This window comes from Arthrobacter sp. EPSL27 (genome assembly GCF_001512305.1).
Taxonomy (GTDB): Bacteria; Actinomycetota; Actinomycetes; order Actinomycetales; family Micrococcaceae; genus Arthrobacter.
Map to the genome: position 1 here is coordinate 1,462,470 of NZ_LNUT01000005.1, position 26,659 is coordinate 1,489,128.

Genomic DNA, 26,659 nt, shown 5'->3' on the forward strand with positions numbered 1-26,659 from the left:
AAGACACAACAATGACGTTCCCTGCCTCAGAAACCGCCACCCACTACGTCCCCCAGGACCTGCCCACCCACATCCAGCACTACATCAACGGGAAGTTCGTTGACTCCGTTGGCGGCAAGACCTTCGATGTCCTCGATCCGGTGTCCAACACCAACTACGCCACGGCCGCCGCCGGGCAGAAGGAAGACATCGACCTCGCCGTCGCCGCCGCCTGCGAGGCGTTCACCAACGGCCCCTGGCCGAAGATGAAGCCCCGCGAGCGTGCCCGCGTCCTGAACAGGATCGCCGACGCCGTCGAAGCCCAGGAGGCCCGCCTCGCCGAACTGGAGACCTTCGACACCGGGCTGCCCATCACCCAGGCCAAGGGCCAGGCCCTGCGCGCGGCCGAGAACTTCCGCTTCTTCGCCGACCTGATCGTGGCCCAGTTCGACGACGCCATGAAGGTCCCCGGCTCCCAGATCAACTACGTCAACCGCAAGCCGATCGGCGTCGCGGGCCTCATCACGCCGTGGAACACCCCGTTCATGCTCGAGTCCTGGAAGCTGGCCCCGGCGCTGGCCACCGGCAACACGGTGGTGCTCAAGCCGGCGGAATTCACCCCGCTGTCGGCCTCGCTGTGGGCGCAGATCTTCAAGGATGCGGGCCTGCCCGACGGCGTGTTCAACCTGGTCAACGGCCTGGGCGAGGAAGCCGGCGACGCGCTGGTGAAGCACCCGGATGTCCCGCTGATCTCCTTCACCGGCGAGACCACCACCGGCCAGACGATCTTCCGCAACGCCGCCGCCAACCTCAAGGGCCTGTCCATGGAGCTCGGCGGCAAGTCCCCCTGCGTTGTGTTCGCCGACGCCGACCTCGACGCCGCGATCGACTCCGCCCTGTTCGGGGTCTTCTCGCTCAACGGTGAGCGTTGCACCGCCGGCTCCCGGATCCTGGTGGAACGCGCCGTGTACGAGGAATTCTGCGAGAAGTACGCCGCCCGTGCCAAGGACATCGTGGTCGGCGACCCGCACGACCCCAAGACCGAGGTGGGCGCCCTGGTCCACCCGGAGCACTACGCCAAGGTGGCCTCCTACGTGGAGATCGGCAAGTCCGAGGGCCGGCTGCTGGCCGGCGGCGGACGGCCTGACCACCTTCCGGAGGGCAACTACATCGCCCCGACCGTGTTTGCCGACGTCGCCCCGGACGCCCGGATCTTCCAGGAGGAGATCTTCGGCCCGGTGGTCGCCATCACCCCGTTCGACTCCGACGACGAGGCCCTCGCCCTGGCGAACAACACCAAGTACGGCCTTGCCGCCTACATCTGGACCCAAAACCTGACCCGCGCGCACAACTTCTCGCAGAACGTGGAGGCCGGCATGGTGTGGCTCAACAGCCACAACGTCCGCGACCTGCGCACCCCGTTCGGCGGCGTCAAGGCCTCCGGCCTGGGCCACGAGGGCGGCTACCGCTCGATCGACTTCTACACCGACCAGCAGGCCGTCCACATCACGCTCGGCACCGTACATACTCCTAAGTTCGGCCACACCCCCAAATTCGGCGCCTAGAACACAGCCCGGCGCCTGAGCCGCGCCGGCCGCCGTCGGACCTTCCCCAGACCCCTTTCAAAGAAGAGAGAATCCCATGACCAACTTCGTTCCCACCCCTTCCGTCCCGGCACCGGACATTGTCCGCTGCGCCTACATGGAGATTGTGGTCACCGACCTCGCCAAGTCCCGCGAGTTCTACGTGGACCTCCTGGGCCTGCACGTCACCGAGGAGGACGAGGACGCCATCTACCTGCGTTCCCTGGAGGAGTTCATCCACCACAACCTGGTGCTCCGCAAGGGGCCCATCGCCGCCGTCGCGGCCTTCGCGTACCGGGTGAAGTCCCCGGCCGAGGTGGACGCCGCCGAGACGTACTACCGGGAACTGGGCTGCCGGGTGGAGCGCCGCAAGGACGGCTTCACCAAGGGCATCGGCGACGCCGTCCGCGTGGAGGACCCGCTGGGCTTCCCCTACGAGTTCTTCTACGAGGTGGAGCACGTGGAACGCCTCACCCAGCGCTACGACCTGTACTCCGCGGGCGAGCTGGTCCGCCTGGATCACTTCAACCAGGTCACTCCGGACGTCCCGCGCGGCCGGAAGTACCTGGAGGACCTGGGCTTCCGCGTCTCGGAGGACATCCAGGACTCCGACGGCGTCACGTACGCCGCGTGGATGCACCGCAAGCAGACCGTGCACGACACCGCCCTGACCGGCGGCAACGGCCCGCGCATGCACCACGTCGCGTTCGCCACCCACGAGAAGCACAACATCATCCAGATCTGCGACAAGATGGGCGCCCTGCGCATCAGCGACCGGATCGAACGCGGTCCCGGCCGGCACGGCGTCTCCAACGCCTTCTACCTGTACATCCTGGACCCGGACGGGCACCGCGTGGAGATCTACACGCAGGACTACTACACCGGCGACCCGGACAACCCCACCATCACGTGGGACGTGCACGACAACCAGCGCCGCGACTGGTGGGGCAACCCCGTGGTCCCGTCCTGGTACACCGAGGCCTCCCTGGTGCTGGATCTCGACGGCAACCCGCAGCCTGTCATTGAGCGGACCGATGCCTCCGAGATGGCTGTGACCGTGGGGGCCGACGGCTTCTCCTACACCCGCAAGGACGAGGACGGCCACGCCGGGGAAAAGACCGGCTTCAAGCTCGGCGCGCAGCTGTAGCCATGCTGGATGCCACTACGATCGAGGCCATCGCCGACGAGCTGCTGGGGGCCGGCCGCAGCCGCACCCCGGTTCCCCGCCTGACCGCCCGCTACGCGGACATGACGGTGGAGGACTCCTACGCCGTGCAGCAGCTCTGGCGGCGGCGCAACGAAGACGCGGGCCGGAAGCTGGTGGGCCGCAAGATCGGGCTCACCTCCAAGGCCATGCAGGCCGCCACGGGCATCACCGAGCCGGACTACGGCGCCATCTTCGATGACATGGTGCTCGAGACCGGGTGCTCCGTGGAGTGGGACCGGTACACCCACCCGCGGGTGGAGGTGGAACTGGCGTTTGTGCTGAAGAAGGACCTGGCCGGGCCCGGCTGCACCATCTTCGACGTCCTGAACGCCACTGACTACGTGGTGCCGGCCCTCGAGATCCTGGACTCCCGGATCGAGATGGAGGGCCGGACCATCGTGGACACCATCGCGGACAACGCCGCGATGGGCGCCATGGTGGTGGGCGGCAACCCGGTGAAGCCCGACGCCGTGGACCTGCGCTGGGTCTCCGCCATCCTCTACAAGAACCAGACCGTGGAGGAAACAGGCGTGGCCGCCGGTGTCCTGGACCACCCGGCCAACGGGGTGCACTGGCTGGCCAACAAGATCGCCGCCCACGGTGACGGCATGAAGGCCGGCGACATCATCCTGGCAGGCTCGTTCACGCGGCCGCTCTGGGTGTACAAAGGCGATACCGTCCACGCCGACTACGGACCCCTGGGGAGCATCACATGCCGCTTCGAGTAGAGCCCGACGCCACGTTCCGGGATGCCCTGCACGGCCAGGCCGGCCCGTCCGGCCGCGCCCTGGCCGGCATGTGGGTGTGCTCGGGCAGCCCCCTGGTGGCGGAACTCTGCGCCGGCTCCGGGCTGGACTGGCTGCTGGTCGACGCCGAGCACAGCCCCAACGGGCTGGAGTCCATCCTGGCCCAGCTGCAGGCGGTCCACGGCTACCCGGTGCACGTGATGGTGCGGCCCCCGGTGAACGACACCGTCCTGATCAAGCAGTACCTGGACCTCGGCGTCCAAAACCTGCTGGTCCCCATGGTGAACTCGGCGGCCGAGGCCAAAGCCGCGGTTGCCGCCACCAGGTACCCGCCGCACGGCGTCCGGGGTGTGGGCTCCGCCCTGGCCCGCGCCGCGCGCTGGAACCGGATCCCGGACTACCTCGCCCGCGCGAACGAAACCATCAGCGTGACGGTCCAGATCGAATCGGCCGCGGCCGTCGACGCTGTGGAGGACATCCTGGCGGTCGACGGCGTGGATGCCATCTTCCTGGGGCCCTCCGACCTCGCCGCGTCCATGGGCCTGCTGGGCCAGCAGGAACACCCCCAGGTGCGCGCCGCCGTCGAACAGTGCCTTGCCGCCGCCACGGCGGCCGGAAAACCGGCCGGTGTCAACGCGTTCAACCCGGCAACGGCCCGCGCGTACCTGGCCGCCGGTGCGGCGTTTGTGCTGGTGGGCGCCGATGTGGCGCTGCTAGCGCGGGGCTCCGAGGCGCTTGCCGCCGAGTACGTCCGGCCGGACCCGGCGGTTGAGCCGGGCGGCGGTTCCCCCGCCAGCTACTGAGGCTCAGGCTGCGGCCGGCGCCAGCGCGGGCCGGAAGGCAGCCTGGCGCCGGAACCAGCCGGCCAGCTTCTTGCCCTTGCCCTTCCACCAGCTGTCCTCGTCGCCGCCGTGGCGCCACCGGAAGATCACCATCACCATCACGAAGACCCCCGCAGCGACGTCCTGCCAGGTTCCGCTGGCGGCGTCGATCAGCACGCTGACCGCGCTAATGAGGATCGAGGGCCAGGCCAGGGTGGTGAAGACGGTGTTCGCCACGAAGCGGCTGTGGGACCTGGGCACGGACAGGGCGCGGACCATGTCGAAGCAGACACAGATGACCACGATGGTCTGGCCCAGGGTCAGCAGGATGGATCCCGTGAGGGAGCCCGCGAACATGGCCAGTTGCTGCAGTCCGGAATTCATGGCCTGCCCGCGATCAGTGCGGGTCCAGGTGCCGTTCCCCCCGGCGAAAATTGAACAATCATGCGGTGCCCCCCGGCTGCCGTCGTTGCACTGGCTGTGAGCCAGCATTTCCTGCCGGAACAATTCAAACGGCTGGGCGGGTCCGAAGTCACGCAAACGCTGTACCCGTCTTTGCGGGCCGCCGCTACGCGGAGGCGGGGGCGGGTACTCACCCCGGGCCCGCCGACTACTTGCCCGGCGGGGGCACGGCTCAGTCGCCGTTCCGCGGCCTCCACACAACCACGGCCTGGGACCGGGCCCTGGGGCGCTGGCCGCGGGCCAGGCTGACGACGTCGCCCGCGGCGCCGGCGGCGAAGATGCGGGAGTCGAGTGGGCGGGGACGGCGGCTGAGTTCCTCGGTCAGTTCGGTGACGCGCCGCTGGAGGGCGGCCACCTGGTTCTCCAGCTGGAGGATCCGCTTGATGCCCTCGAGGGAAACACCCTCCTGCGACAGCCGCTGGACCTCGCGGAGCATGTTGACGTCCCGCTGCGAGTAGCGCCGGGACTTGCCGGGGGCGCGGCTGGGCGAGACGATGCCCAGCCGGTCGTACTGCCGCAGCGTCTGGGGGTGCATGTCTGCCAGTTCCGCGGCGACGGAAATGACGAAGATCGGCTGCTCGTAATCGATGGCCATTCCAGGCACCCGTTCCTAGAGCCGGGCCTTGGCTGCCAGTTCGGCGCGGACATCTTCCCCGGCCGTGGCCGTGGCGAAGGCCTTGACGGCTTCCTCCGCATCCTTGTTCAGCTTCCGCGGGACGGCGACGTCGATGGTCACCAGCAGGTCGCCGGTGGCCTTGGCGTGCTTGACGCCGCGGCCCTTGACCCGGAGCGTGCGGCCCGACGGCGTGCCGGCAGGGACCCGCACTCTGACCTTGTCGCCGTCGATGGTGGGGACCTCGATGTCGGCGCCCAGGGCTGCCTCCGGGAAGGTGACCGGGACGTGGATGCGCAGGTTGTCGCCGTCGCGGACGTAGAAATCATGCGGCTTCACCGAGACGGTGACCATGAGGTCCCCGTTGCCGGCCGGGCCGTACTGGCCCTTGCCGCGGACACGGACTTTCTGCCCGTCTTTGATGCCGGCCGGGATGCGGACGTCGATGACCTCGCCGTCCGGTTCGCGCAGGCCGATGGTGGTGCCGCGGATGGACCCGGCAAAGGAAATGGAGGTGGACGCTGTCCGGTCCGCGCCCTTCTGCGGGCCGCGCTGGAAGGACTGGCCCCCGCCGAAGCCGCCCGCCCCGCCGAACAGGTCGGCGAATTCCGGCGGAATGCCGCCGGAGGTGCTGTAGCCGCCGGAATGGCGTCCTCCGCCGCCGGTGAACAGGTCCCCGAAGAGGTCCTCGAACCCGGCCCCGCCGGCCGCCCCGCCGCCACCGGGGGCAAACCGGGCGCCCCCGCCCATGGCGCGGATGGCGTCGTACTGCTGGCGCTCATCCGGATCGGAAAGCACGGAGTACGCCTCGGAGATGTCCTTGAACTTCTTCTCCGACGCAACATTCCCCGCATTGGTATCCGGGTGGTGCTGCCGGGCAAGCTTCCGGTAAGCCTTCTTGATATCAGCGTCGGAAGCGTCCTTGGCGACACCAAGGATCTTGTAAAAGTCCTTGTCCACCCAATCTTGGCTAGCCAATGGCGTTTCCTTTCAAAATACATGCGTAAGGCGAGATTACCGCGGAAGCGCCGCAGCGGATGAGGGGGCCCGGGAGTGGCATCGGGCCTGCCGGAGCCGGGTGGCCGAGGATCGTAGATCCTCGGCCCCCGGCGGAGGGGCGGGGCCCCCTCATCCGCGGAGGCGCGGTGGTGACTACGCCGGTACGGCCACAATCACCTGTGCTGCGCGGAGGACCCGCTCCCCTGCCCGGTAGCCCGAGCGCAGGACCTGGCTGACGGTGTCGATCTCGATGTCCTGGCCGGGCTGCTGGATGAGCGCCTCGTGGATCGTGGGGTCGAACTCCACGCCGGTCTCGTCGATGCGCACCAGGCCGTACGTCTTCAGCGCAGCCTCGAGCTTGGTGGCGATCGCGGCGAACGGTCCGTCCGCGAGGTCACCGTGCTGGCGGGCGGCGTCGACGTCGTCCAGCACCGGGAGCAGGGAGTTCAGGACGCCGATGACGGCCATCTCCCCTGCCACGGCGCGGTCGCGTTCCACGCGCTTGCGGTAGTTGACGTACTCGGCCTGCAGGCGGCGGAGATCATTCCTGAGCTCCTCCGCTTCGGCCCCGTTGGCACCCTGGGCCACGGATTCCTCCGCAGGCACCTCAACGCTGTTGAGGATGTCCTCCGCCTGGGACAGTGCATCCCCGGATTCGGCGTGCTCCTGGTCCGGGTGGCGGGCCTGGCCGGTCTTCGGATCAACCTTGCGGTTGTCGTGGATGATCGGCTTCTGCGGCTCGTTCTCCTGGCTGGCGTCGCGGCGGCTCTCGGAAGAACCGTGCTCTTCTTCGTTACCGTGGTGCGGCATGGTTACTTCTTCTCGTCTTCGTCAACGATCTCGGCGTCGACGATGTCCTCGTCGGAGCCGGCTGCCTTGTCACCGGCGGGGACGCCGGTGGAGCCGTCGGCGCCGTCCGGGGAACCGGCCTGGGCGTAGATGGCTTCGCCGAGCTTCGTCTGGGAAGCTTGGAGCTTCTCGAACGCAGTCTTCACAGCGGCGTCATCGGTGCCTTCGAGGGCGGCCTTGAGGGCGTCGACGTCGGCCTTGACCTCGGTCTTGACCTCTTCCGGCAGCTTGTCAGCGTTGTCGGCGATCAGCTTGTCCACGGAGTAGGCGAGCTGCTCGGCCGTGTTGCGGGTGTCGGCTGCCTCGCGGCGGGCCTTGTCCTCGGCTGCGTGCTCCTCGGCGTCCCGGACCATGCGGTCGATGTCTTCCTTGGAGAGGCTGGAACCGCCCGTGATTGTCATGGACTGTTCCTTGCCGGTGCCCTTGTCCTTGGCGGACACGTGCACAATGCCGTTGGCGTCGATGTCGAAGGTGACCTCGACCTGCGGGACGCCGCGGGGTGCCGGGGCAATGCCGGTCAGTTCGAAGGTGCCCAGCGGCTTGTTGTCGCGGGTGAACTCACGCTCGCCCTGGAAGACCTGGATGGCCACGGACGGCTGGTTGTCATCCGCGGTGGTGAAGGTCTCGCTCCGCTTGGTGGGGATGGCCGTGTTGCGCTCGATCAGGTGCGTCATGATGCCACCCTTGGTTTCGATGCCCAGGGACAGCGGGGTGACGTCGATCAGGAGCACGTCCTTGCGCTCACCCTTCAGCACACCGGCCTGCAGGGCGGCGCCGACGGCGACGACCTCGTCCGGGTTGACGCCCTTGTTCGGTTCCTTGCCGCCGGCCAGTTCCTTGACGAGGTCGTAGACGGCCGGCATGCGGGTGGAGCCGCCGACGAGCACGATGTGGTCGATCTCGGAGAGCTTGATGCCGGCTTCCTTGATGACGTCCTGGAACGGCTTCTTGGTGCGGTCCAGCAGGTCCTTGGTGAGGTCCTGGAACTTGGCGCGGGTCAGCTGCTCGTCCAGGTGGACCGGGCCGTCGGGGGTGACAGACAGGTACTGGAGGGAGACGTTGGTGCTGGAGGAGGAGGACAGTTCCTTCTTGGCCTGCTCCGATGCCTCGCGGAGGCGCTGCAGGGCGATCTTGTCCTTGGAGAGGTCGATGCCCTTGACCTTGAGCTGGTTCAGCAGGTAGTCAACAACGCGCTGGTCCCAGTCGTCGCCGCCGAGGTGGTTGTCGCCGGCGGTGGCGCGGACCTGGATGGTGGAGAAGTTGTCTTCGTCCTTGCCGACCTCCAGGAGGGAGACGTCGAAGGTTCCGCCGCCGAGGTCAAAGACGAGGATGAGTTCGTCTTCCTTGCCCTTGTCCAGGCCGTAGGCCAGGGCGGCCGCGGTGGGCTCGTTGACGATGCGCAGGACGTTCAGGCCGGCGATCTCGCCGGCTTCCTTCGTGGCCTGGCGCTGGGCGTCGTTGAAGTAGGCCGGGACGGTGACGACGGCGTCGGTGACCTTTTCGCCGAGGTAGGACTCGGCGTCGTTCTTCAGCTTCATGAGGATGCGGGCGGAGATTTCCTGCGCCGTGTACTTCTTGTCGTCGATGCCGACGGTCCAGTCGGTACCCATGTGGCGCTTGACGGACGCGATGGTGCGGTCAATGTTGTTGACGGCCTGGCGCTTGGCGATCTCGCCGACCAGCACTTCCCCGGACTTGGAGAAAGCAACGACCGACGGCGTGGTGCGGCCGCCCTCGGCGTTGGCAATAACGGTGGGCTCGCCGCCTTCGAGAACGGAGACGACAGAGTTGGTGGTTCCGAGGTCAATACCTACTGCACGTGACATGTGGTGCTTCCTTCTTTCCGTGGAAACTTGCTGAGATAGCTGCGGACCGCAATGCGTGAATCAGCCGGTCCGAACGTTATTGAGCGATCTGCACTCAACTTTACTCAGGCACGTTTCAATGTCAATCCAGAGTTGAGTGACCTACGCTCAACTCTGGATTGAAGCCGGCAGCGCGCCGGCGCGGAAACGACTATTAACCCCGGAATTCCGGGGCAACGCCGGGCCGCCGCATCCCGCGACCCGGCCTGCGTACTGCCGGCCCGTTCGCTGACCGCGAAGAAAATTCAGCGACGGTCGCGGTCGGCCTCGCCCGGGGTGCCCTCCCGGCGGTCGGGGTGCCGGGTGCCGGAGCCCTCGGTGCCGGCGGCGCCGTAGTCGCCTTCCGGATACTCCCCCTCTTCGACGGCCGACGGCGTCCCGGCGGTCCCGCCCGACGCGCCATAGTCGCCCTCGGGGTAATCCCCTTCTTCGGCGCCGACGGCGGTGCTGCCGCTGACACCTGCCGCTCCGTAGTCGCCGGTGGGGTACTCCCCCTCTTCGGCCTCGGGCAGATTCTCACCGGCGACACCTGCCGTGCCGTAGTCGCCTTCGACGTACTGGCCCTCGGCAGCCTCGGCCTCGGGCTCCGCTGCCTTGCGGTCAAACTCGCTGTTTTCGGACATGTTTGGATCCTTCCTGGAAGCTTCGGCGCGCCCAGGCAGGCGCAGGGGCAGTCTATCTAGCAGCGCCGGGCCGCAACAGGGGTTGGCCGGGGGAACTAGCGGGGGAACTATGCTGCCTGGGCGAGTCCCGCGAGGCCCGCCAGCAGGGCCAGTTGGTGGGCGAACAGATCATCCGGGGCCGCGAAGGTGTCCGCGCCATACTGGCCGAAGACCTCGAAACTGATTGCACCGAACAGGGATGTCCAGACGAGTGCGCCGCGGGCCAGCAGTGCATCCGGAACGGCGAGCCCCATGCCGGTCCGGATGGCCGCCAGGTCGGCGGCCAGGGGCGCGGCGACGGCGGCCCGGTCGTCGGGCGCGCTGTCATCGGGCGCCGCCAGCCGGCCGGCGCGGTAGGCACCGTCGAGGATGTCCATCAGGGCGCGGATCACACGCGTGCCCGGCCCGGTGGTCCGCTCCGCCGGGGCGCGGTAGCCGGGAACGGGACTGCCGAAGAGAAGGCCGTAGCGGGCGGGCTCGCGCAGGGCCCACCGCCGCACCGCCTCGCCCAGCGCGCGGAACCGTCCGGCAAAGTCCGCCTCGGGCAGGGCGCCCACCGCAGCGTCCACCTCATCCCCAAGCTCGTTGTAGGCATCGATCAACAGCAGGGTCAGGAGCTCCTCACGATTCTCCACGTAGCGGTACACCGCCGAGGAGACCACGCCGAGGTCCCGGGCAACGGCGCGGAGGGACAGGGCGGCGGCTCCGTGGACCGCCAGGTGCTCCCGGCCAAGGCGCACAATGTCCTCAATGGTCCTGGCCCGCGCCCGCTCACGGGGCGTGGGCGGCTTTGGGGACGGAGAAGCGGGGGTCTGTGGCACGGCTCCAGCTTGCCACAAAAAGAGCAGTGTCAACAAATGTGAGCACTGCTCTTGACATCCGGCGCCGCCGGCCGCATTCTGTATTCAGAGAGCAGTGCTCTCGCAATCTACTACCGGGCTAGCCGATGCCGGCCCGCCACGAAAGGAAGAACCGCCGTGCCAGAGTTTGAATCCCCCGAGGTCCCGGCCTTGTTTGTGGTCACCGGCGCCGGGCCGGTGGGCTGGAGTGTCGCCGAACAGCTTGCCGAGGCCGGCCACCGGGCCCGGGTCCTCACCCGCTCCGGCAGCGGCCCCGACCACCCGCGCGTGGAGAAAACGGCCGTGGACGTCTCGGACCCTGCCCGCCTGGGGGAGCTGTTCCGCGGCGCGAAAGCCGTGTTCCACTGCATCCACGGCTCGCAATACAGTGCCAAGGCCTGGGCTGCCGAGCTGCCCGTCGCCGAGCAGACCGTGCTGGCCGCGGCGGGCGAGGCGGGCGCCGTCGTCGTCTTTCCGGAGAGCCTGTACGCCTACAGCGAGCCCGGCCGGCCCATGACTGAGGAGGGTCCGCGCGAGGCGCAGGGCGGCAAGCGGGGCATCCGGACGGCGCTGCTCAAGGCCCGCGCGGCGTCCGCGACGGACACCGTGAGCGTGGCGGCGTCGGATTTCTTCGGCCCCAGGGTCCGGACGGCACATGCCGGTGAGCGCATGGTGAAGCCCGTCTTGGCCGGCAAGACTCTGATGGTGATCGGCGACGCCGGGCTGCCGCATTCCTTCACCTACGTGCCCGACCTGGCCCGCGCCATGATCGCGGCCGCGCAGGAGCCCTCCCGGTGGAACCGGGTGTGGCACGCGCCCACCGGCCCGGCGCTGAGCCAGCGGGAGATGGCCGCAGCGTTCGCCGCGGCGGCCGGTGTCCCGGCGCCGCGCGTCGTGGCCGTTCCAGGCTGGGTGCTGCGCGCGATGGGCATGTTCTCCCCCGGGACGCGGGAACTGGCCGAGACGCTGTACCAGTTTGAGCGCCCCTTCGTACTGGATTCGCGCGCCAGCGAAGCGGCCCTGGGCCTGACGCCCACCCCGCTCAGCGAAGCAGCCGCCGCCACCGTCGCCTGGTGGGGGGGCCCAGGGACAGTGACGGCGGCTGCGGTTAAGGGTTCCGGCCAGAGGGGTTCCGGCCGACGGGGTTCCGGCTAGACGATATGACGTGAGGGGTCAGGGCCCTGCCGCGTTCGGGACCGGCCATTATCGCCGGGCGGTCCCTGCAGCGCCGGCTTTGGTCTATTCGGTGGCCCGTCTGCGTGGGCGGCGCTGCGGGCCTTGATCCCGGCGGTGATGTCCTGTGTCCCGGACGGGGCGAGATGACGGCAAGAGGCCGGGGCCTTCTGTTTCACAGGGTCCGTGGGTTGCCATTGACGGATCCCTTGGCCTTGCGGCTTCTTGGGGATGCAATGGTAGTGCCACATGCGAAGTTTGGGAGGTCCCGGCTATGTTTGAGCATACTTTCATTGGTCTGGATGTTCACGCGGTCAACGTCGTAGGCCACGCGCTGAACCCGGACACCGGAGAAATCAACAAGCACACCATGGGCGCTGACCCGGCCATGGTGCTGGAGTGGATTCGCCGGTTAGAGGCGCCGGTCAAGGTCGTCTACGAATCCGGCCCCACCGGGTTCGTCCTGGCCCGGTACCTGCGGGCCGCGGGAATCGACTGCGTGATCGCGGCGTCCTCGAAACTGCTCCGTGCACCCGGGGACCGGATCAAGACCGACCGGCGTGACGCCCGGGCGCTGGCCGAAATGCTCGCAGTCGGTTCAGTCACCGAGGTCCGGATCCCGGACCCGGAGGAAGAAGCCCTCCGAGACCTGTCCAGGCTGCGCTCGGGCTCGGCCACAGACCTCGCGCACGCCCGCCAGCACGTGAACGCTATCCTGCTGCGGCACGGCATCCGCTACCCCAACGAGACCAGGTGGACAAAGGAACACGGCCTCTGGCTGCATCGCCAACGCTTTACCGAACCGGCACTGCAGTTCACCTACGAGACCGACGTCGAGCAGGCTGAACTCCTCGCCGGACACCTTAAGAGGATCGACAAGCAGGTCGCCGCCACGGCCGCGGCCTGCCGCTACACCTCCGTGATTGAGGCATTGATGTGCCTGCGTGGCATCCAGATCACGACCGCGTTCGGTCTCGCGGTGGAAATCGGTGACTGGACCCGCTTCACCGGTTCATCGATCGGCTCCTACCTCGGGCTGGTCCCCAGCGAGAACTCCTCCGGCCAATCCCGCCACCAAGGACCCATCACCAAAGCCGGCAACACTTACGCCCGCAAACAGACAGGCGAGGGCGGCAGCCCCCCCGGCAGGAGAGGGGCCCGTCGGCCGCAGCACCGCCGCCGGGCCCCTCTCCTGCCGGGGAGGCTGCCCCCATCGCACCGCCCGTCCGGCATCTGGCGCACCGGCTGGGCGTGGATCCGGCCCGGCTCCACGGCACCGGCAAGGGCGGCGCGGTCACCCGGGCCGACGTGGAGCACGCCGCCGCCGCGCGGCCGTCCGCCGGGCGGGTGCGGTCCTCGCCTCGGGCGCGGCGGCTGGCCGCGGAACTCGGCGTCGAGCTGTCCGCCGTCAGCGGCACCGGCCCGGACGGCGCCGTGACCGTGGCAGACGTGCAGCAAGCCGCGGGCGGCCGGCCGGAAGCCGCGGCACCCGCCGCCGTCGTATCCCCGCCGCCCCCGCCGGAGCAACCCCCGCCCGCGGCTCCGCCGGCGGGTAAAACCGCGGAAGCCCGCGAGCGCGTCGCCAGCCTGCGCCGCGCGGTGGGGGCCCTGATGTCGCGGTCGAAGAAGACCATTCCGCATTACTACCTCAGCACCACCCTGGACCTGCGGGCCGCTGTCGCCTGGATGCAGTCCGTCAACGCGCAGCGGCCGGTGGCGTCCCGGCTGGTCGCCTCGGCGCTCCTGCTGAAGGCCGCTGCGCTCGCGGCCCGGGACGTGCCGGAGGTCAACGGCTTTTACGACGACGACGGCGGGTTCCGTCCCAGCGCATCCGTGCACCTCGGCGTCGCGGTGTCCCTCCGGCAGGGCGGCATCGTGGCCCCGGCGCTGCACGACGCGGACACCCTGGCCGTGGACGTGCTGATGGAGCAGTTGCGGGATCTGGTGAGCCGGGCACGCGCCGGGCGGCTGCAGCGGGCCGAAATGGCGGATCCCACCATCACGGTGACCAACCTCGGGGACTTGGGCGTGGACAGCGTCTTCGGTGTGATCTACCCGCCGCAGGTCGCGATGCTGGGCCTGGGCCGGGTGGTGGAGCAGCCGTGGGCGCACGACGGCATGCTGGGCGTCCGCCCCGCCGTGACGGCGACGCTCTCCGCCGATCACCGGGTCAGCGACGGCCTGCGCGGGGGCCGCTACCTGACCCGCATTGACGAGCTGCTGCAGAAACCGGAGGAGCTGTGAGCCTGGGCCGGAGCGGGAATCGGATCGGAATGCGGGAGGAAGCATGAACGAACAGGACGCGCGGTCCGCGGTGCAGGCCGCGATCGGCAAGGTGGCGCCGGACGTGGACCTGGCCGAGGTAGACGAGGACGCGCGGCTGCGGCAGGACCTGGAGCTGGACTCGCTGGACTTCCTCCGGCTCATTGAGACGATCGACACCGCCACCGGCGTCGACATCCCGGAACGGGACTACCCGGCGGTGGCCACGGTCAAGGGACTGATCGAGTATCTGGCGTCCCGCGGCTGATATCCCATCCATTGCTCCGATACCGCCGTTTTGGAGCCGCTAAAGGGCGGCTACGGAGCAATCGATGGCGGGGACGGGACGCGGCGCGCGAAGGCGGGCGCGTGTTCGGGCCGCGGCCCGAAGGCGACGAAGCGCGGGACCACCCTCCCGGCGGCCGGGACGTGCCGGGCCAGGAACAGCAGGACGGCCGGCGCCCCGGCCCGCGTGCCGGTCATGATCGGTGCGAACAGCAGCCGGTGCATCACCCGCTGCACGGTCTGCACGACGACAGTGGGCGGGCGCCGCCGTCGGACGACTTTCGCCAGGTCGGCTCGGGTGACCTGGCCGCGGAGCAACGCCGGGGCCAGGCAGTCCGCGGCGGCCACGGCGTCCTGGATTGCCAGGTTGATCCCCACGCCGCCGGCCGGGGACATCGCGTGGGCGGCGTCCCCGATGCAGAGCATCCCGTTGATGTGCCAGCGGCGCAGCCGGTCCAGGCGCACGTCCAGCCAGTGCAGGTCCTCCAGCGACGTGATGGCATCCACCCGGTCGGTGAGATCAGGGCGGAGTGCCGCGATCCGGCGCCGGAAGCCTTCAACGCCCTCGGCCCGGATCCGGGCATCGGTGCCTTTGGGCGCGAGGTAGCCCATTTGGAAGTAGTCGGTGCGGTTGAGCGCCAGCAGTGCCTCGCCGCGGCCGAACGCCGGCACAATTCCCGCGATCTCACCGCGCTCGGAGGCGAGCCGCGGCAGCCGGAACCACCAGGTGTCGAACGGCACCGGGTACTCTTTCGGGGCCAGCCCGGCGGCGCTGCGCAGGGCGGAATGGCGCCCGTCCGTCGCGACCACCACGTCCGCCAGGATCTCCCCCGACTCCCCGTCGGCGGTCCGGTAGTGGACCCCCCTGACCCGGCCGCCGTTCCGCACCAGCGAGGTGGCCTTGCAGCCCATCCGCAGGCTGAAGCAGGGCTCCTGGGCGGCGGCGTCGGCCAGGAAGTTGAGGAAATCCCACTGCGGCATCATGGCGACGTAGTTGTACGGCGGGGGCAGCGCATCGAAGTTGCCCATCGTCACGGGCGGACCGCCGGGCACCGGGAAAGCCACGTTGCTCAGCCGGCTCTGCGGGAGCCGGCGGAACTCCTCGCCCAGGCCCAGCTCGTCGATCAGCCGGATGGTGGAGGCGTGGACGGTGTCCCCGCGGAAGTCCCGGAAGAAGTCCGCGTGCTTCTCCAGCACCGTGACCTGGACGCCGGCCCGCGCCAGCAGCAGTCCCAGCATCATCCCGGCCGGCCCGCCGCCGGCCACCACACATCCGGTCTTCTCCATGGCCATACGCTACGCCTGCGGAGGCCGCCCGCGGGAGGGGTTTTGCGCGGCGGTTTCGGCGGCGGGCGGCGGTTTCGGACAAGCGCGGCGGGGACCCGCGCAACGCCGGCCGACGGACTTAGTTGAGCACGGTTGACACTGCTGGCTAGGCTTTGAGTCATGCGTGAACTCCAGGCGAAGATCATCGAAGAAATGGGCGTCCAGCCCCGGATCGACCCCGCCGAGGAGGTGCGCAAGCGCGTCACGTTCCTGAAGGACTACCTTCTGGCCACCCACACCAAGGGCTTTGTCCTCGGAATCTCCGGCGGGCTGGATTCCTCCCTTGCCGGCCGGCTCGCCCAGCTGGCGGTCGAGGAGCTCGCGGCCGACGGCGTGGACGCCAACTTCGTCGCCGTCCGCCTCCCCTACGGCGTGCAGCACGATGAGCAGGACGCCCAGGCCGCGCTGGACTTCATCCAGGCGAAAACCGAGTGGACGTTCAACATTTCCGCGGCCGTGGACGGCTTCGAGGACGAGTTCGAAAAGACGGTGGGCAACGGAATCTCCGACTTCCACAAGGGCAACACCAAGGCCCGCACCCGCATGATTGCGCAGTACGCCCTCGCCGGCGAGCACAACTACCTGGTAATCGGCACCGACCACGGCGCGGAATCCGTCACCGGGTTCTTCACCAAGTTCGGTGACGGCGGCGCGGACATCCTGCCGCTGTTCGGGCTCAACAAACGCCAGAACCGGGCCCTGCTCGCCGAACTCGGCGCCCCGGCCCGCGTCTGGCAGAAGGTCCCGACGGCGGACCTCCTGGACGGCCAGCCCGGCCGCACCGACGAGGACGAGCTGGGCCTGACATACGACCAGATCGACGACTACCTCGAGGGCCGCGAGGTCCCGGACGCCGTGGCCGAATCCATCGAGCAGAAGTACCTCCGCACCCGGCACAAGCGCACCGTCCCGGTCACCATCTTCGACACCTGGTGGAAGTAGCCGGCGCTCCGGGGGCACATTGAGCCCCGCACGGCCTTCCCAGGCAGCGCAGCCCGGCGTGTCCGTGGCAAAGTGCCCCCGGACCGCCGTCGAGGTGGCACTTAACGCCCATGTCCCGCGGGAACATGGGCGTTAACTGCCACCTCGCGGGGTACTAGCGGCCCTGCAGCAGCGTGGAGATCCGGTGCGCTTCCTCCATGAGCAGGCGGCCGAGTGTCTCCTGCCGTTCCCCCTTGAAGCGCGGTTCAATCCCGGTCAGCGACAGCGCCCACGCGGGGCGGCCGCGCTGGTCGAAGACGGCGGCCCCCATCCCCCAGCTGCCCTCCAGCACCAGGCCCGGGTTCACCGAATAGCCGGCCTGCCGCGTCGCGGCCAGGTTGGCCCGGACCAGCGGCACGGTGTGGGCCGCCGCGAAGGAACCCGCGTGCGCTTCCCAGTCCGCCAGCAGCTCCTCCTGTTCCGCCGCGGGCAGGAACGCCATGATGGCGGTCCCCGCGGACGCCACGCCGAGCGGGAAGCGGACACCCTCGTGCAGCACAAAGGACCGCACCGGGAAGCTCCCCTCCTCGCGGAGCAGGCATACCGTTTCCGCGCCGCGCCGGATGGAGAAGAACGCGCTTTCGCCGGTTTCCTCGGCCAGCCGGCGCAGGCTCGGCCGGGCGATGTCCTCCAGCGGGAAACGCGCCGAGGCCACGGAGCCCATCAGCAGGATCTCCGGCCCCAGCACCCAGTTGCCGCTCTGCCGGTCCTGGTCCAGCAGCCCCTCGGCGGCGAGCGAGGACAGCAGCCGGTGCACGGTGGGGCGGGTCAGCCCGGATTCCCGCACCAGTTCCACCAGCGGGGACCCCGCAGGCGTCCGCCCGACGATGCGCAGCAGCGACGCGACGCGGCTGACCACCTGTGCGCCCGGGACCGGTGTTGAACTCATGTTACCCCTCGAAAGTGCCGCATACCCCGTCAAAGTATCCATAATGTGGATGCTCTCAACCCTAGCGTCCACACTGTAAAAATGGCACCCAAAGAGCCGGAAACACCCGTTGACAGCCTCCAATTTAGCCCCGTAGGCTCCTTCAGCAGGGAGCCGGTCCACAAAGTGGATTGCCAGCCGGACAGCAAGAAGAGCTCAATGAGGAGATGCAATGTCAAAGGTGAAATCCGGAGCGGCGGCCGCGCTGCAGGACGTACTGCGGGACGGGATGACGCTCGCCGTCGGAGGTTTTGGCCTCAGCGGCATCCCGGCTGACCTGATCGAGGCCGTCCGCGATTCCGGCGTCAAGGACCTCACGGTGGTGTCCAACAACATGGGCGTCGACGGGAAGGGGCTCGGCGTTCTCATTGAAGGCGGCCAGGTCCGCAAGGTCATCGCTTCCTACGTGGGCGAAAACAAGCTCTTCGCCGAGCAGTACCTCGCCGGCAACCTCGAGGTCGAGTTCACCCCGCAGGGCACCCTGGCCGAGCGCCTCCGCGCCGGCGGCGCCGGCATCCCGGCGTTCTACACCAAGACCGGCGTCGGCACCCTCGTCGCCGAAGGCAAGCCGCTGGCGGAGTTCGACGGCGAGACGTACGTCCAGGAGCGCGCCATCAAGGCCGACGTCGCTTTGGTGCATGCCCACACCGCCGACACCGACGGCAACCTGATCTACCGCTACACCGCGCAGAACTTCAACCCCGTGGTCGCCACCGCCGGCGCCGTGACCGTCGCTGAGGCAGAGGTGATTGTGGAGCCCGGGCAGCTGGACCCCAACCACATTGTCACCCCGGGCGTTTTCGTCCAGCGCCTGGTGCAGGCCAGTAGCCGGGTCAAGGACATCGAACAGCGGACGGTCCGTCCCCGCGCGGCAGCCGCTGAGGCTGCTGACACTGCCGCATCCGCCGTCACCGTCTAATCCGGCCTGAGCGCCGCCACCACCACTTTTCAGGAGAAACACCATGGCTTGGACCCGGAATGAAATGGCCGCCATCGCGGCCGAAGAACTCAACGACGGCGATTACGTCAACCTCGGCATCGGCATCCCCACGCTGGTCGCCAACAACCTGCGCGACGGCGTGCGCGTCGTCCTGCAGAGCGAAAACGGCCTGCTCGGCATGGGCCCGTTCCCCTACGAGGGCGAGGAGGACGCAGACCTCATCAACGCCGGCAAGCAGACCGTCACGGTCCTGCCCGGCGGCAGCATCTTCGACTCGGCCACGTCCTTCGGCATGATCCGCGGCGGGCACGTGAAGGTTGCCATCCTGGGCGCCATGCAGGTCTCCGGCAACGGTGACCTCGCCAACTGGACTATCCCCGGCAAGATGGTCAAGGGCATGGGCGGCGCCATGGACCTGGTGGCCGGGACCCCGCGCGTCGTGGTCCTCACCGAGCACAACGCCAAGGACGGCACCGCCAAGATCGTCAAGGAATGCACCCTGCCGCTGACCGGGCTGAGCTGCGTGGACCGCATCATCAGCGACCTTGCCGTGTTTGACCTGGACAAGCCTGAACAAGAAACAGGCGGCGTCCGGCGGCTGACGCTGACCCGGCTCGCCCCGGGCGTCACCGTGGAGGAGATCCGCGAAAAGACCGAAGCGGAGTTCGACGTCGCCCTCGGCAACGACGCAGCCCCCGCCCTGGAAGGCAGCACACTCGAAGGGGCCAGCGCATGAGCCTCAAGGAACAGTTCGGCAAGGATGTCCTGCTGACCGGCTGGGGCCACAGCCGCTTCGGCAAACTCACGGAAGAGACCCTGGAATCCCTGATCGTGCAGGTGGCCACGGAGGCCATCGGCAACGCCGGGATCGAGCCAGGCCAGATCGACGAGATTTACCTCGGCCAGTTCAACTCCGGCATGATGCCGCTGGCGTTCCCGTCCTCACTGGCCCTGCAGGTCTCGGACCAGCTGGCCAACGTCCCGTCCACCCGCGTGGAGAACGCGTGCGCCTCAGGCTCGGCCGCCTTCCAGCAGGGCACCAAGTCGCTGCTGGCCGGCACCGCCAAGACCGTCCTGGTCATCGGCGCGGAGAAGATGACCCAGGCCGGGGCCGACGTCGTGGGCGCGGCCCTGCTGGGCGCCGACTACGACATGGCCGGCAAGGCCTCCACCACCGGTTTCACGGGCCTCTTCGCCGAGGTCGCCAAGCACTACGAGAAGCGCTACGGCGCCGCAGCCGGGAACCTGTCCGACGTGCTGGGCAGCATCGCGGCGAAGAACCACCGCAACGGGGTGGACAACCCCTACGCCCAGCTCCGCAAGGACCTCGGCGAGGAATTCTGCCAGACGGTCTCGGACAAGAACCCGATGGTCGCCGACCCGCTGCGCCGCACCGACTGCTCGCCCGTGTCCGACGGCGCCGCGGCCGTGGTGCTGTCCGTCTCGCCGACCGGGGGTTCCACTGCGCCGGTCCGGCTTGCCGGCTTCGGCCAGGCCAACGATTTCTTCCCCACCGAGCGCCGCGACCCCACAGCGTTCGCCGCGACCAGGGCCTCCTGGCAGCGCGCGCTGGCGATGGCCGGCGTCGGGCTGGAGGACCTGGACTTCGCCGAGGTGCACGACTGCTTCACCATCGCCGAACTGCTCATGTACGAAGCCATGGGGCTGACCGAGCCGGGGCAGGGGGCGCGCGCTGTTCGGGAAGGCTGGGTCTTCAAGGACGGCAAACTGCCCGTCAACGTCTCCGGCGGGCTCAAGGCCAAGGGCCACCCCGTCGGCGCCACCGGCGTCTCCCAGCACGTCATCACGGCGATGCAGCTCACCGGCACCGCCGGCGACATGCAGCTGCCCACGGCCCGCCGGGCCGCCGTCCAGAACATGGGCGGGGTGGGCATCGCCAACTACGTCAGCGTCCTCGAAGCGGCCTAGAAGCAGCCCGCCGATATGGTCTGGGTGACCAACTGGCTCGGCTTGGCGGCCGGCGCACCCGTCACGGTGCGCCGGCCCGGCCGTGAACCGGCCGTGGCGTCAGTTGAGCTGGCAACCCCGGACGGACAGATTCTCTGGGTCCGGTACTGGTTCACGGCCGACCGCGCCATGCTCCACAAAGCCGACGGAACCGAAGTCTGGTGCGAGGCGGACATTGCCTGAATCAAGCATCGAAGATGTCGCCGACCTGTTGTTCCAAGACCTCCAGTACCTCAAGGCCACCAGCGTTCAACGGTGCCTCGACGAGGTCCCCGGCTACCGGGGCGTGGCAGAGACGGACATCAGCTCCTCCGTGGAGCAGAACCTGCGGATGGCCATCCACGCAGTGAAGTCGGGAATGGTGCCCGCGTCCTCGGACCTCGCACCGGAAGCCCGGGTGGCCCAAGTCCGCTTCCATCAAGGACTGCGCATCGAGGATGTCCTGCGGGGATACCGGCTGTCCATGGCCGTGATCCAGGACCGTTTCCTCGATATAGCCCACGATGTGGGCCTTGGCGACCGGGAAATCCTTGCGGCGCACCGGGTCCTGTGGGGCGTCAGTGACTCGTATACCGCAGCGCTGGTCCATTCCTACCGCGAATCCAGCGTCCAGCAGGCCGTGCGGGACCACGAGCTCCGCCAGGAGTATCTGCGCGCTGTGCTGTCGGGATCGCTCGCCGGCTCGGAGCTGGGCACGCGCTCGGCGGACTTCGGCATCGATCCCCAACGCGCCTTCCACGCTGTGCACGCCCGGGCCCGGCAGGGTGTGTCACCCGATGAACTGCTGCGCACCCTGGCGGCCCAGATGCCGACCGGCGACGGCGTGCTGACCGTACGGGCCGGCGACGTCCTCGGCTTCGCAGCCGGGGTGCCTGAACTGCCAGGGAACAACGCCACCGTCGCGCTGGGCCCGGCCCTTCCGCTCGCGGAACTGCCGCGGTCCAAGGCGGGCGCCGACCGGGTCTTCGATGCCGCCTGGAAACGGATGTCCGGCGGCGTCTTTTCCCTGGAGGACCTCACCTGGCGGACCGCCGCCCGCGACCCGGATGTCACGGCGGTGCTGCGCCGGCGCTACCTGGCGCCCTTCGCCGCAGACGCCGAGTTCGGCCGGATCGTGCTGGAATCGGTCCGCAGCTACCTGGCCCATGACCGCCGGATCTCGGCCGCAGCCAAGGCCATGTCAGTGCACGAAAACACCCTGCGGTACCGCCTGCAGAAATTCGAGCAGGCCACCGGGGCGCGCCTGGACGCCACCAACACCATCGTGGAACTCAGCTGGGCCTTCGAGGCGTGCCAGGACGGCACGCCGGAGCCGTTGTAGGAATCCACAACCGCCGTCTGCGTCCCTTTGAGCTGGCTCCATAGTCCGGGCACCAGGGCCTCCGTAACGTGGTTTGCATCACAGCCGGATGATCTGCTGACCCGTGACCTGACCGTCCGGACGTCGCACCCTTGATCGTCCGGGACCATCGGATCTGGGAGCCAACCGGATGAGCGTCATCACCGCAGCACCACCTGTCAGCAGGACCCGCCAACTGGCGGCCGCCACCGTCGGAAACATCGTCGAATGGTTCGACTGGTACGTCTACTCAATGCTGGCCCTGTACTTTTCCGCCCAGTTTTTCCCCAAAACGGGCGACCCGATCGTACCGCTGCTCAGCGCCATGGCCATCTTCGCCGTCGGCTTCTTTATGCGCCCCCTCGGAGGCTTCCTCGGCGGCATGGTCGCAGACCGCTTCGGCCGGAAGAAGGCGCTCACCGCGACCGTAATGCTGATGGGCGTGGGCAGCCTCCTGGTGGCCATCGCTCCCACTTACGAGCAGGTAGGGGTGCTCTCTCCCCTGATTCTGGTGGTCGCCCGGCTCCTGCAGGGGCTTTCCACCGGCGGAGAATTCGCCGCCTCCTCAACATTCCTGGTGGAATCCGCACCGGAGGGCCGGCGGGGATTCTTCTCCAGCTTCCTGTACATCGGTGCCACGCTGGGCAACCTTGCCGCGATCAGCTCGGTTGCCCTGCTCGTCGCGGGCCTGCCGGACGACGCCATGCGCGAATGGGGCTGGCGGGTGCCGTTCGCGATCGGCACCCTCGGCGCCGCCGCCGGCCTGTTCATCCGCCAGTTCGCGGAGGAGACGCTCGTGAGCGAGGACGCCGAACCCGGCACCACCCACGCAGCAGCCGCCCGTGCGGCCAAGCCCTCCGTCTTCGAGTTCATGCGGACCCATCCGAAGGAGTGCCTCCTCGTCTTCGCGATCAACGCCGCACCCACGCTTTTCTTCTACGTCTTCACGTCCTACCTGCCGACCTATGCGCACATCACCGTCGGCTTCGACATGAAGGACGGCCTCCTGGTGGGGCTGATCTCGTTGACCTACTTCGCGATCCTGCAGCCCGTCATGGGCGTCCTCTCGGACCGGGTCGGCCGCAAACCCCTGCTGCTGACGTTCGGCATTGGATTCACCCTGCTGACGCTGCCGCTGCTGAACTCCCTCCAGAACAGCTTCCTGAGCCTGCTGCTGGTCCAGATGGCGGCCCTGACGCTGCTGGCCTGCTACACATCCATCACCTCCGCTGTGATGTGTGAACTGTTCCCCGCCCGGATCCGGGCCGCCGGAATCGGGCTGCCCTACGCCCTGGGTGTGGCCCTGGTCGGCGGCACCGGACCGTACGTCGCCACCTGGCTGGCCGACGCGAAGATGATCGACGTCTTCGGCTGGTACCTGACCATCCTCGCGGCGGTCACGACGGCCGTCTTCCTCGGACTGAAAGAAAGCTACAAGACGGGACTGCCGCAGTGAGCGCCATCGGATTCTTCGACCGCGGCTGGCGTTCCAACCCCACCGGCATCGCGTATCTCCAGGGTGCCACCGCCTACACCTTCACCGAGGCCGGGGAACTGTCCTGCCGGATCGCCCACGCGCTGCTGGCCTCCGGTCTCACTCCGCAGGCCAAGATTGCGGTCCTTGCCCCCAATGACCCCCTCGCCTGGATCTGCGTCCTGGGCATCTGGCGCTCCGGCTACACCTGGATTCCGGCCAACCCGGCCAGCCCGGCCGCCGAAACCGCACAGTTGCTCGGGGCCTTCGACGCGGAACTGGTGATCTACCATTCCAGCCTGGCCGGGGAAGCCCGCCGGCTCCGCGACAGCCTGCCCGCCGTCCGGCACTGGGTCCGGTTCGGACCCGACGGCAGCGGACCGGCGGACACCTCCTTCGCGGAGTGGATCGCCCCGCACCCGGCCACCAAGCCGGCCGTGGACCCGGCCCCGGAGGACGTTGTTTCGCTGGCCCCGACCGGCGGGACCACCGGCCTGCCGAAGGGCGTCATGAACACCAACAGGAGCCTGTCCGCGTTCGCGACGCACCTCATGATGGCCGCGCACTACGGCTCCGCAGACACGGTGGTCAACCTCGCTGCCGCCCCGATGACACACACCGCCGGACTGCTCAGCCTCGCCGCAACAGCCCGGGGCGGCACGGTGGTGGTGCTCCCGAAAGCGAATCCGCACGCCGTGCTGGAGGCCATCGAACAGTACGCGGTCACTGACCTTTTCCTGCCGCCCACCGTCATTTACCGCTTGCTGGAAGTACTGCAGGAATACCCGCACGACCTGTCCTCGCTGCGCTACCTGATCTACGGGGCCGCGCCGATGTCCGTGGAGAAACTCCGGCAGGCGCTCACCGCCATCGGCCCGGTCATGATGGAGCTGTACGGCCAGATGGAGGCGCCCGCATCGGTCACCTTCCTCCGGCCCGACGAGCACTTCGTCGACGGCGCCATCGCTCCGGACGCCCGGTTGTCATCCTGCGGGCGGCCCTATCCTTTGGTCCAGGTCGAAGTGCGCGACGACGACGGGCTGGCGCTCCCGCCCGGAACACCGGGTGAAATCTGTGTCCGGGGCGACCTCGTCATGAAGGGCTATTACAAAAATCCCGAGCAGACTGCCCTGGCGCTCCGGGACGGCTGGCTGCACACCGGCGACATCGGGTTCTTCGACGATGAGGGCTACCTCCATCTCACGGACCGGAGGCGGGACCTCATCATTTCCGGCGGCTTCAACGTCTATCCAAGCGAAGTGGAGCAAGTGATCTGGGGCCACCCGGCGGTCCGGGACTGCGCGGTGGTGGGGTCGCCGCACCCGGACTGGGGCGAGGCGGTGACCGCCGTCGTCGAACTCAACGAGAACAGCTCCGTCACGGAGCAGGAACTCATTGCCCTTTGCAAACAGGAGCTGGGCAGCATCCGGGCACCCAAAACGGTGCACCTCGTCCCGGCGCTGCCCCGCAGCGTCAACGGAAAAGTCCTCAAGAAAACCATTCGTGAAGCCTTCTGGCGCGACCAAAAAACCAAGATCTAGGAGAACTGCAGTGTCTACGAGACTTCAAGGAAAAATTGCCCTCGTCGTGGGCGCGGGGTCCAGCGCACCCGGCATGGGCAACGGAAAAGCCACCGCCATCGCCTTCGCCCGCGAAGGCGCCACGGTGGTGTGCGCGGACGTCAACGAGGCGGCTGCCAAGGAGACCGAACGGCTGATCCTGGAGGAGGGCGGCGCCGCGCGGCACCTCGCTTTCGATGTCACCGACTCCGCTGCGGTGGGCCGCGCGGTAGCGGGCATCATCGACGAGTTCGGCCGGATCGACGTCCTCGACAACAACGTCGGAATCGCCAGGGTGGGCGGCGTGGTGGAACTCGACGAAGCTGAGTGGGACCGGGTCCACGCCATCAACCTCAAAGGCCCGTTCCTGACCATGAAGCATGTCATCCCGCACATGGTGGCCCAAGGCGGCGGCTCCATCATCAACATCTCCTCGCTGGCAGGCATCCGCTGGACGGGGGTCCCGTACTCCACCTACTACTCGTCCAAGGCGGCCCTCAACCACCTGAGCCGCACCACCGCCGCCGAATACGCCGCCAAGCACGTCCGCGTCAACGCGATCCTGCCGGGCCTCATGGAAACCCCCATGGTCACGGAATCCGCCGAACTCGCCGGAGCCTACGCGGACGGACAGCGCGAGGAAATGCTCCGCAAACGGCACGCCCAGGTCCCCATGGGCCACATGGGCACCGCCTGGGACGTGGCGAACGCCGCCGTCTTCCTGGCCAGCGACGAATCCGCGTACGTCACGGGCATCGAACTGCGCGTGGACGGCGGTATTTCGCTGGGGTTCTGATGCAAACCAACGCGGGGTCAGATGCCGCCCATCCGGAAGGGGTTTATGGGCTGCATCTGACCCCGCGTTGCTTTAGGTGGAGGGTCAGGCGTAGTCGTTGTAGAAACCGCGGCCGCTCTTGACCCCCAGCCAGCCCTTCGCGATGTAGTCCTCCAGCAGAGGGGCCGATTTGTTCTCAACCCCGGCCAGCTCGCAGTAGTGGTTCTCAATCTCGAGGACCACGTCCAGGCCCACCTCGTCCATAAAGCGGAAGGGGGTGACCTCGGACTTGAAGAGGTCCGCGAACAGGGCGTCCACGTCCCGCGGCTCGGCCACGCCCTCGGCCACCACCAGGAGCGATTCGCGCTTGATGGCCGCCCAGATCCGGTTGAAGATGAAGCCGGCACTCTGCCGGCGCACCAAGTGAGGCTTCAGCGCATACCTGGGCAGCTCGGCCATCAGCAGCTCCATGATCCGCGGGTCGGTGTGGCCGCTGGACATCAGCTCGACCGACCGCATGTCCGGCGGCATGTAGAAGTGCATGTTCAGGACCCGCTCCGGATGCTCCACTCCCCCAATGAATTCGGCGGACGCGTACGCTGAGGAGTTGCTGGCCAGCACCGCATCCGGGTCCGCCAGCTGGTCCAGGTCAGCAAAGATGGCCTGCTTGAGGCCTAGCTTGTCCGGAACGGACTCGACCACCAGCCACGAATCCCGCAGGGCGTCCACGAGGTTGTCCTTCGCCGCGAGCCGCACCGCCGGGGTGCCCCCGAGTTCCTCCACAGCGCGGTGGCGCTGGGTGGCGACGTACTCCAGCGCGGCCCTGGCCACGGCGATGCTGGTGTCGTAGACGCGCACTTCGGCGCCCTGGAGCGAGAACATCAGGGCAATGCGGCGGCCCAAGGTTCCGCCGCCGACGACGGTAATGGGCCGGTCTGCGCTGTCAACGGGGAGCGCGTAGGTCATGTCAGGTCCTTTCAGGCGGCTGCCGCCCGCGCGGCGGCGGGCGCGGCAGGTTCGTGTG

26 protein-coding genes and 1 pseudogene are annotated in these 26,659 nt (G+C 68.4%); 17 read left to right on the top strand and 10 right to left on the bottom strand.

Going from position 1 to position 26,659, the window contains the following annotated elements:
- Positions 1–11: 11 nt before the first annotated feature.
- The 4 genes from hpaE (at position 12) to AR539_RS17735 (ending at position 4,318) form a co-directional block, all read left to right on the top strand.
- The gene (gene hpaE / locus AR539_RS17720; protein ID WP_066439736.1) at positions 12–1,544 is read left to right on the top strand and encodes a 5-carboxymethyl-2-hydroxymuconate semialdehyde dehydrogenase; all 1,533 of its coding nucleotides are present in this window, start codon (positions 12–14) and stop codon (positions 1,542–1,544) included.
- 76 nt (positions 1,545–1,620) lie between these two features.
- Positions 1,621–2,709 (top strand): 3,4-dihydroxyphenylacetate 2,3-dioxygenase, encoded by a 1,089-nt coding sequence (gene hpaD / locus AR539_RS17725; protein WP_066439737.1) that lies wholly within the window; start codon positions 1,621–1,623, stop codon positions 2,707–2,709.
- 2 nt (positions 2,710–2,711) lie between these two features.
- The gene (gene hpaH, locus AR539_RS17730) at positions 2,712–3,497 is read left to right on the top strand and encodes a 2-oxo-hept-4-ene-1,7-dioate hydratase (protein WP_066439738.1); all 786 of its coding nucleotides are present in this window, start codon (positions 2,712–2,714) and stop codon (positions 3,495–3,497) included.
- Positions 3,482–4,318 (top strand): HpcH/HpaI aldolase family protein, encoded by an 837-nt coding sequence (locus AR539_RS17735; RefSeq protein WP_197410664.1) that lies wholly within the window; start codon positions 3,482–3,484, stop codon positions 4,316–4,318. The genes hpaH and AR539_RS17735 overlap by 16 nt, the downstream gene beginning before the upstream one ends.
- A 3-nt stretch (positions 4,319–4,321) precedes the next feature.
- On the opposite strand, the gene AR539_RS17740 is transcribed toward AR539_RS17735, so the two are convergent.
- The 7 genes from AR539_RS17740 to AR539_RS17770 form a co-directional block, all read right to left on the bottom strand.
- Entirely contained in the window at positions 4,322–4,720 is a 399-nt protein-coding gene (locus AR539_RS17740) for a hypothetical protein (RefSeq protein ID WP_197410665.1), read from the bottom strand.
- A gap of 250 nt (positions 4,721–4,970) precedes the next feature.
- Positions 4,971–5,393, bottom strand: coding sequence for a heat shock protein transcriptional repressor HspR (locus AR539_RS17745; RefSeq protein ID WP_066439740.1), 423 nt, complete (start codon positions 5,391–5,393; stop codon positions 4,971–4,973).
- Positions 5,394–5,408: 15 nt separating this feature from the next.
- Positions 5,409–6,389: a DnaJ C-terminal domain-containing protein gene (locus tag AR539_RS17750; RefSeq protein WP_197410666.1), complete on the bottom strand. Its 981-nt coding sequence runs from the start codon at positions 6,387–6,389 to the stop codon at positions 5,409–5,411.
- A 174-nt stretch (positions 6,390–6,563) separates the two neighbouring features.
- Complete coding sequence (locus AR539_RS17755) at positions 6,564–7,220, bottom strand: nucleotide exchange factor GrpE (protein WP_066439748.1); 657 nt, start codon at positions 7,218–7,220, stop codon at positions 6,564–6,566.
- A gap of 2 nt (positions 7,221–7,222) precedes the next feature.
- Positions 7,223–9,085, bottom strand: coding sequence for a molecular chaperone DnaK (gene dnaK / locus AR539_RS17760; RefSeq protein WP_066439750.1), 1,863 nt, complete (start codon positions 9,083–9,085; stop codon positions 7,223–7,225).
- Between the two features lie 284 nt (positions 9,086–9,369).
- Positions 9,370–9,747 carry a hypothetical protein gene (locus AR539_RS17765; RefSeq protein WP_066439752.1) on the bottom strand — a complete coding sequence of 126 codons (378 nt, stop codon included), beginning with the start codon at positions 9,745–9,747 and terminating at the stop codon, positions 9,370–9,372.
- Positions 9,748–9,854: 107 nt separating this feature from the next.
- Positions 9,855–10,607: a TetR/AcrR family transcriptional regulator gene (locus AR539_RS17770; RefSeq protein WP_066439753.1), complete on the bottom strand. Its 753-nt coding sequence runs from the start codon at positions 10,605–10,607 to the stop codon at positions 9,855–9,857.
- Between the two features lie 189 nt (positions 10,608–10,796).
- On the opposite strand from AR539_RS17770, the gene AR539_RS17775 reads away from it, so the two are divergent.
- The 4 genes and pseudogenes from AR539_RS17775 to AR539_RS17785 all read left to right on the top strand — a co-directional run bounded on the left by AR539_RS17775 (position 10,797) and on the right by AR539_RS17785 (position 14,328).
- Positions 10,797–11,780 carry an NAD-dependent epimerase/dehydratase family protein gene (locus AR539_RS17775; RefSeq protein ID WP_082699467.1) on the top strand — a complete coding sequence of 328 codons (984 nt, stop codon included), beginning with the start codon at positions 10,797–10,799 and terminating at the stop codon, positions 11,778–11,780.
- A 292-nt stretch (positions 11,781–12,072) separates the two neighbouring features.
- Positions 12,073–12,855: pseudogene (locus AR539_RS19770) on the top strand (IS110 family transposase); the annotation flags it as partial.
- Between the two features lie 290 nt (positions 12,856–13,145).
- Entirely contained in the window at positions 13,146–14,042 is an 897-nt protein-coding gene (locus AR539_RS17780) for a dihydrolipoamide acetyltransferase family protein (protein ID WP_231728669.1), read from the top strand.
- A gap of 43 nt (positions 14,043–14,085) precedes the next feature.
- Positions 14,086–14,328 carry an acyl carrier protein gene (locus AR539_RS17785; protein ID WP_066439755.1) on the top strand — a complete coding sequence of 81 codons (243 nt, stop codon included), beginning with the start codon at positions 14,086–14,088 and terminating at the stop codon, positions 14,326–14,328.
- Positions 14,329–14,378: 50 nt separating this feature from the next.
- Here the strand turns inward: AR539_RS17785 and AR539_RS17790 are convergent, their stop codons facing one another.
- A complete protein-coding gene (locus AR539_RS17790; RefSeq protein ID WP_066440162.1) occupies positions 14,379–15,632 on the bottom strand; it encodes an FAD-dependent oxidoreductase in 1,254 nt (417 codons plus the stop codon).
- A 159-nt stretch (positions 15,633–15,791) separates the two neighbouring features.
- On the opposite strand from AR539_RS17790, the gene nadE reads away from it, so the two are divergent.
- Positions 15,792–16,613 carry an ammonia-dependent NAD(+) synthetase gene (gene nadE / locus AR539_RS17795; protein WP_066439757.1) on the top strand — a complete coding sequence of 274 codons (822 nt, stop codon included), beginning with the start codon at positions 15,792–15,794 and terminating at the stop codon, positions 16,611–16,613.
- Between the two features lie 154 nt (positions 16,614–16,767).
- Here the strand turns inward: nadE and AR539_RS17800 are convergent, their stop codons facing one another.
- Positions 16,768–17,541, bottom strand: a complete 774-nt coding sequence (locus AR539_RS17800) for an IclR family transcriptional regulator (protein ID WP_066439759.1) — start codon at positions 17,539–17,541, stop codon at positions 16,768–16,770.
- A gap of 211 nt (positions 17,542–17,752) precedes the next feature.
- On the opposite strand from AR539_RS17800, the gene AR539_RS17805 reads away from it, so the two are divergent.
- The 8 genes from AR539_RS17805 to AR539_RS17840 all read left to right on the top strand — a co-directional run bounded on the left by AR539_RS17805 (position 17,753) and on the right by AR539_RS17840 (position 25,656).
- On the top strand, positions 17,753–18,499 hold the full coding sequence (locus AR539_RS17805; RefSeq protein ID WP_066439762.1) for a CoA transferase subunit A: 747 nt from the start codon (positions 17,753–17,755) through the stop codon (positions 18,497–18,499).
- Between the two features lie 43 nt (positions 18,500–18,542).
- Complete coding sequence (locus tag AR539_RS17810; RefSeq protein ID WP_066439763.1) at positions 18,543–19,256, top strand: CoA transferase subunit B; 714 nt, start codon at positions 18,543–18,545, stop codon at positions 19,254–19,256.
- Positions 19,253–20,449, top strand: a complete 1,197-nt coding sequence (locus AR539_RS17815; protein ID WP_066439769.1) for an acetyl-CoA acetyltransferase — start codon at positions 19,253–19,255, stop codon at positions 20,447–20,449. Before AR539_RS17810 ends, AR539_RS17815 begins: the two co-directional genes overlap by 4 nt.
- A 24-nt stretch (positions 20,450–20,473) precedes the next feature.
- Positions 20,474–20,671: a hypothetical protein gene (locus AR539_RS17820; protein ID WP_157361053.1), complete on the top strand. Its 198-nt coding sequence runs from the start codon at positions 20,474–20,476 to the stop codon at positions 20,669–20,671.
- Positions 20,664–21,809 (top strand): PucR family transcriptional regulator, encoded by a 1,146-nt coding sequence (locus AR539_RS17825; protein ID WP_066439773.1) that lies wholly within the window; start codon positions 20,664–20,666, stop codon positions 21,807–21,809. The genes AR539_RS17820 and AR539_RS17825 overlap by 8 nt, the downstream gene beginning before the upstream one ends.
- A gap of 169 nt (positions 21,810–21,978) precedes the next feature.
- Entirely contained in the window at positions 21,979–23,283 is a 1,305-nt protein-coding gene (locus AR539_RS17830; protein WP_066439775.1) for an MFS transporter, read from the top strand.
- Entirely contained in the window at positions 23,280–24,842 is a 1,563-nt protein-coding gene (locus AR539_RS17835; protein ID WP_066439778.1) for a class I adenylate-forming enzyme family protein, read from the top strand. Before AR539_RS17830 ends, AR539_RS17835 begins: the two co-directional genes overlap by 4 nt.
- Before the next feature lie 10 nt (positions 24,843–24,852).
- Positions 24,853–25,656, top strand: a complete 804-nt coding sequence (locus AR539_RS17840) for an SDR family NAD(P)-dependent oxidoreductase (RefSeq protein ID WP_082699436.1) — start codon at positions 24,853–24,855, stop codon at positions 25,654–25,656.
- 84 nt (positions 25,657–25,740) lie between these two features.
- Here AR539_RS17840 and AR539_RS17845 read toward each other — a convergent pair whose 3' ends face one another.
- A complete protein-coding gene (locus AR539_RS17845; RefSeq protein ID WP_066439780.1) occupies positions 25,741–26,601 on the bottom strand; it encodes a 3-hydroxyacyl-CoA dehydrogenase family protein in 861 nt (286 codons plus the stop codon).
- Between the last annotated feature and the right edge of the window lie 58 nt (positions 26,602–26,659).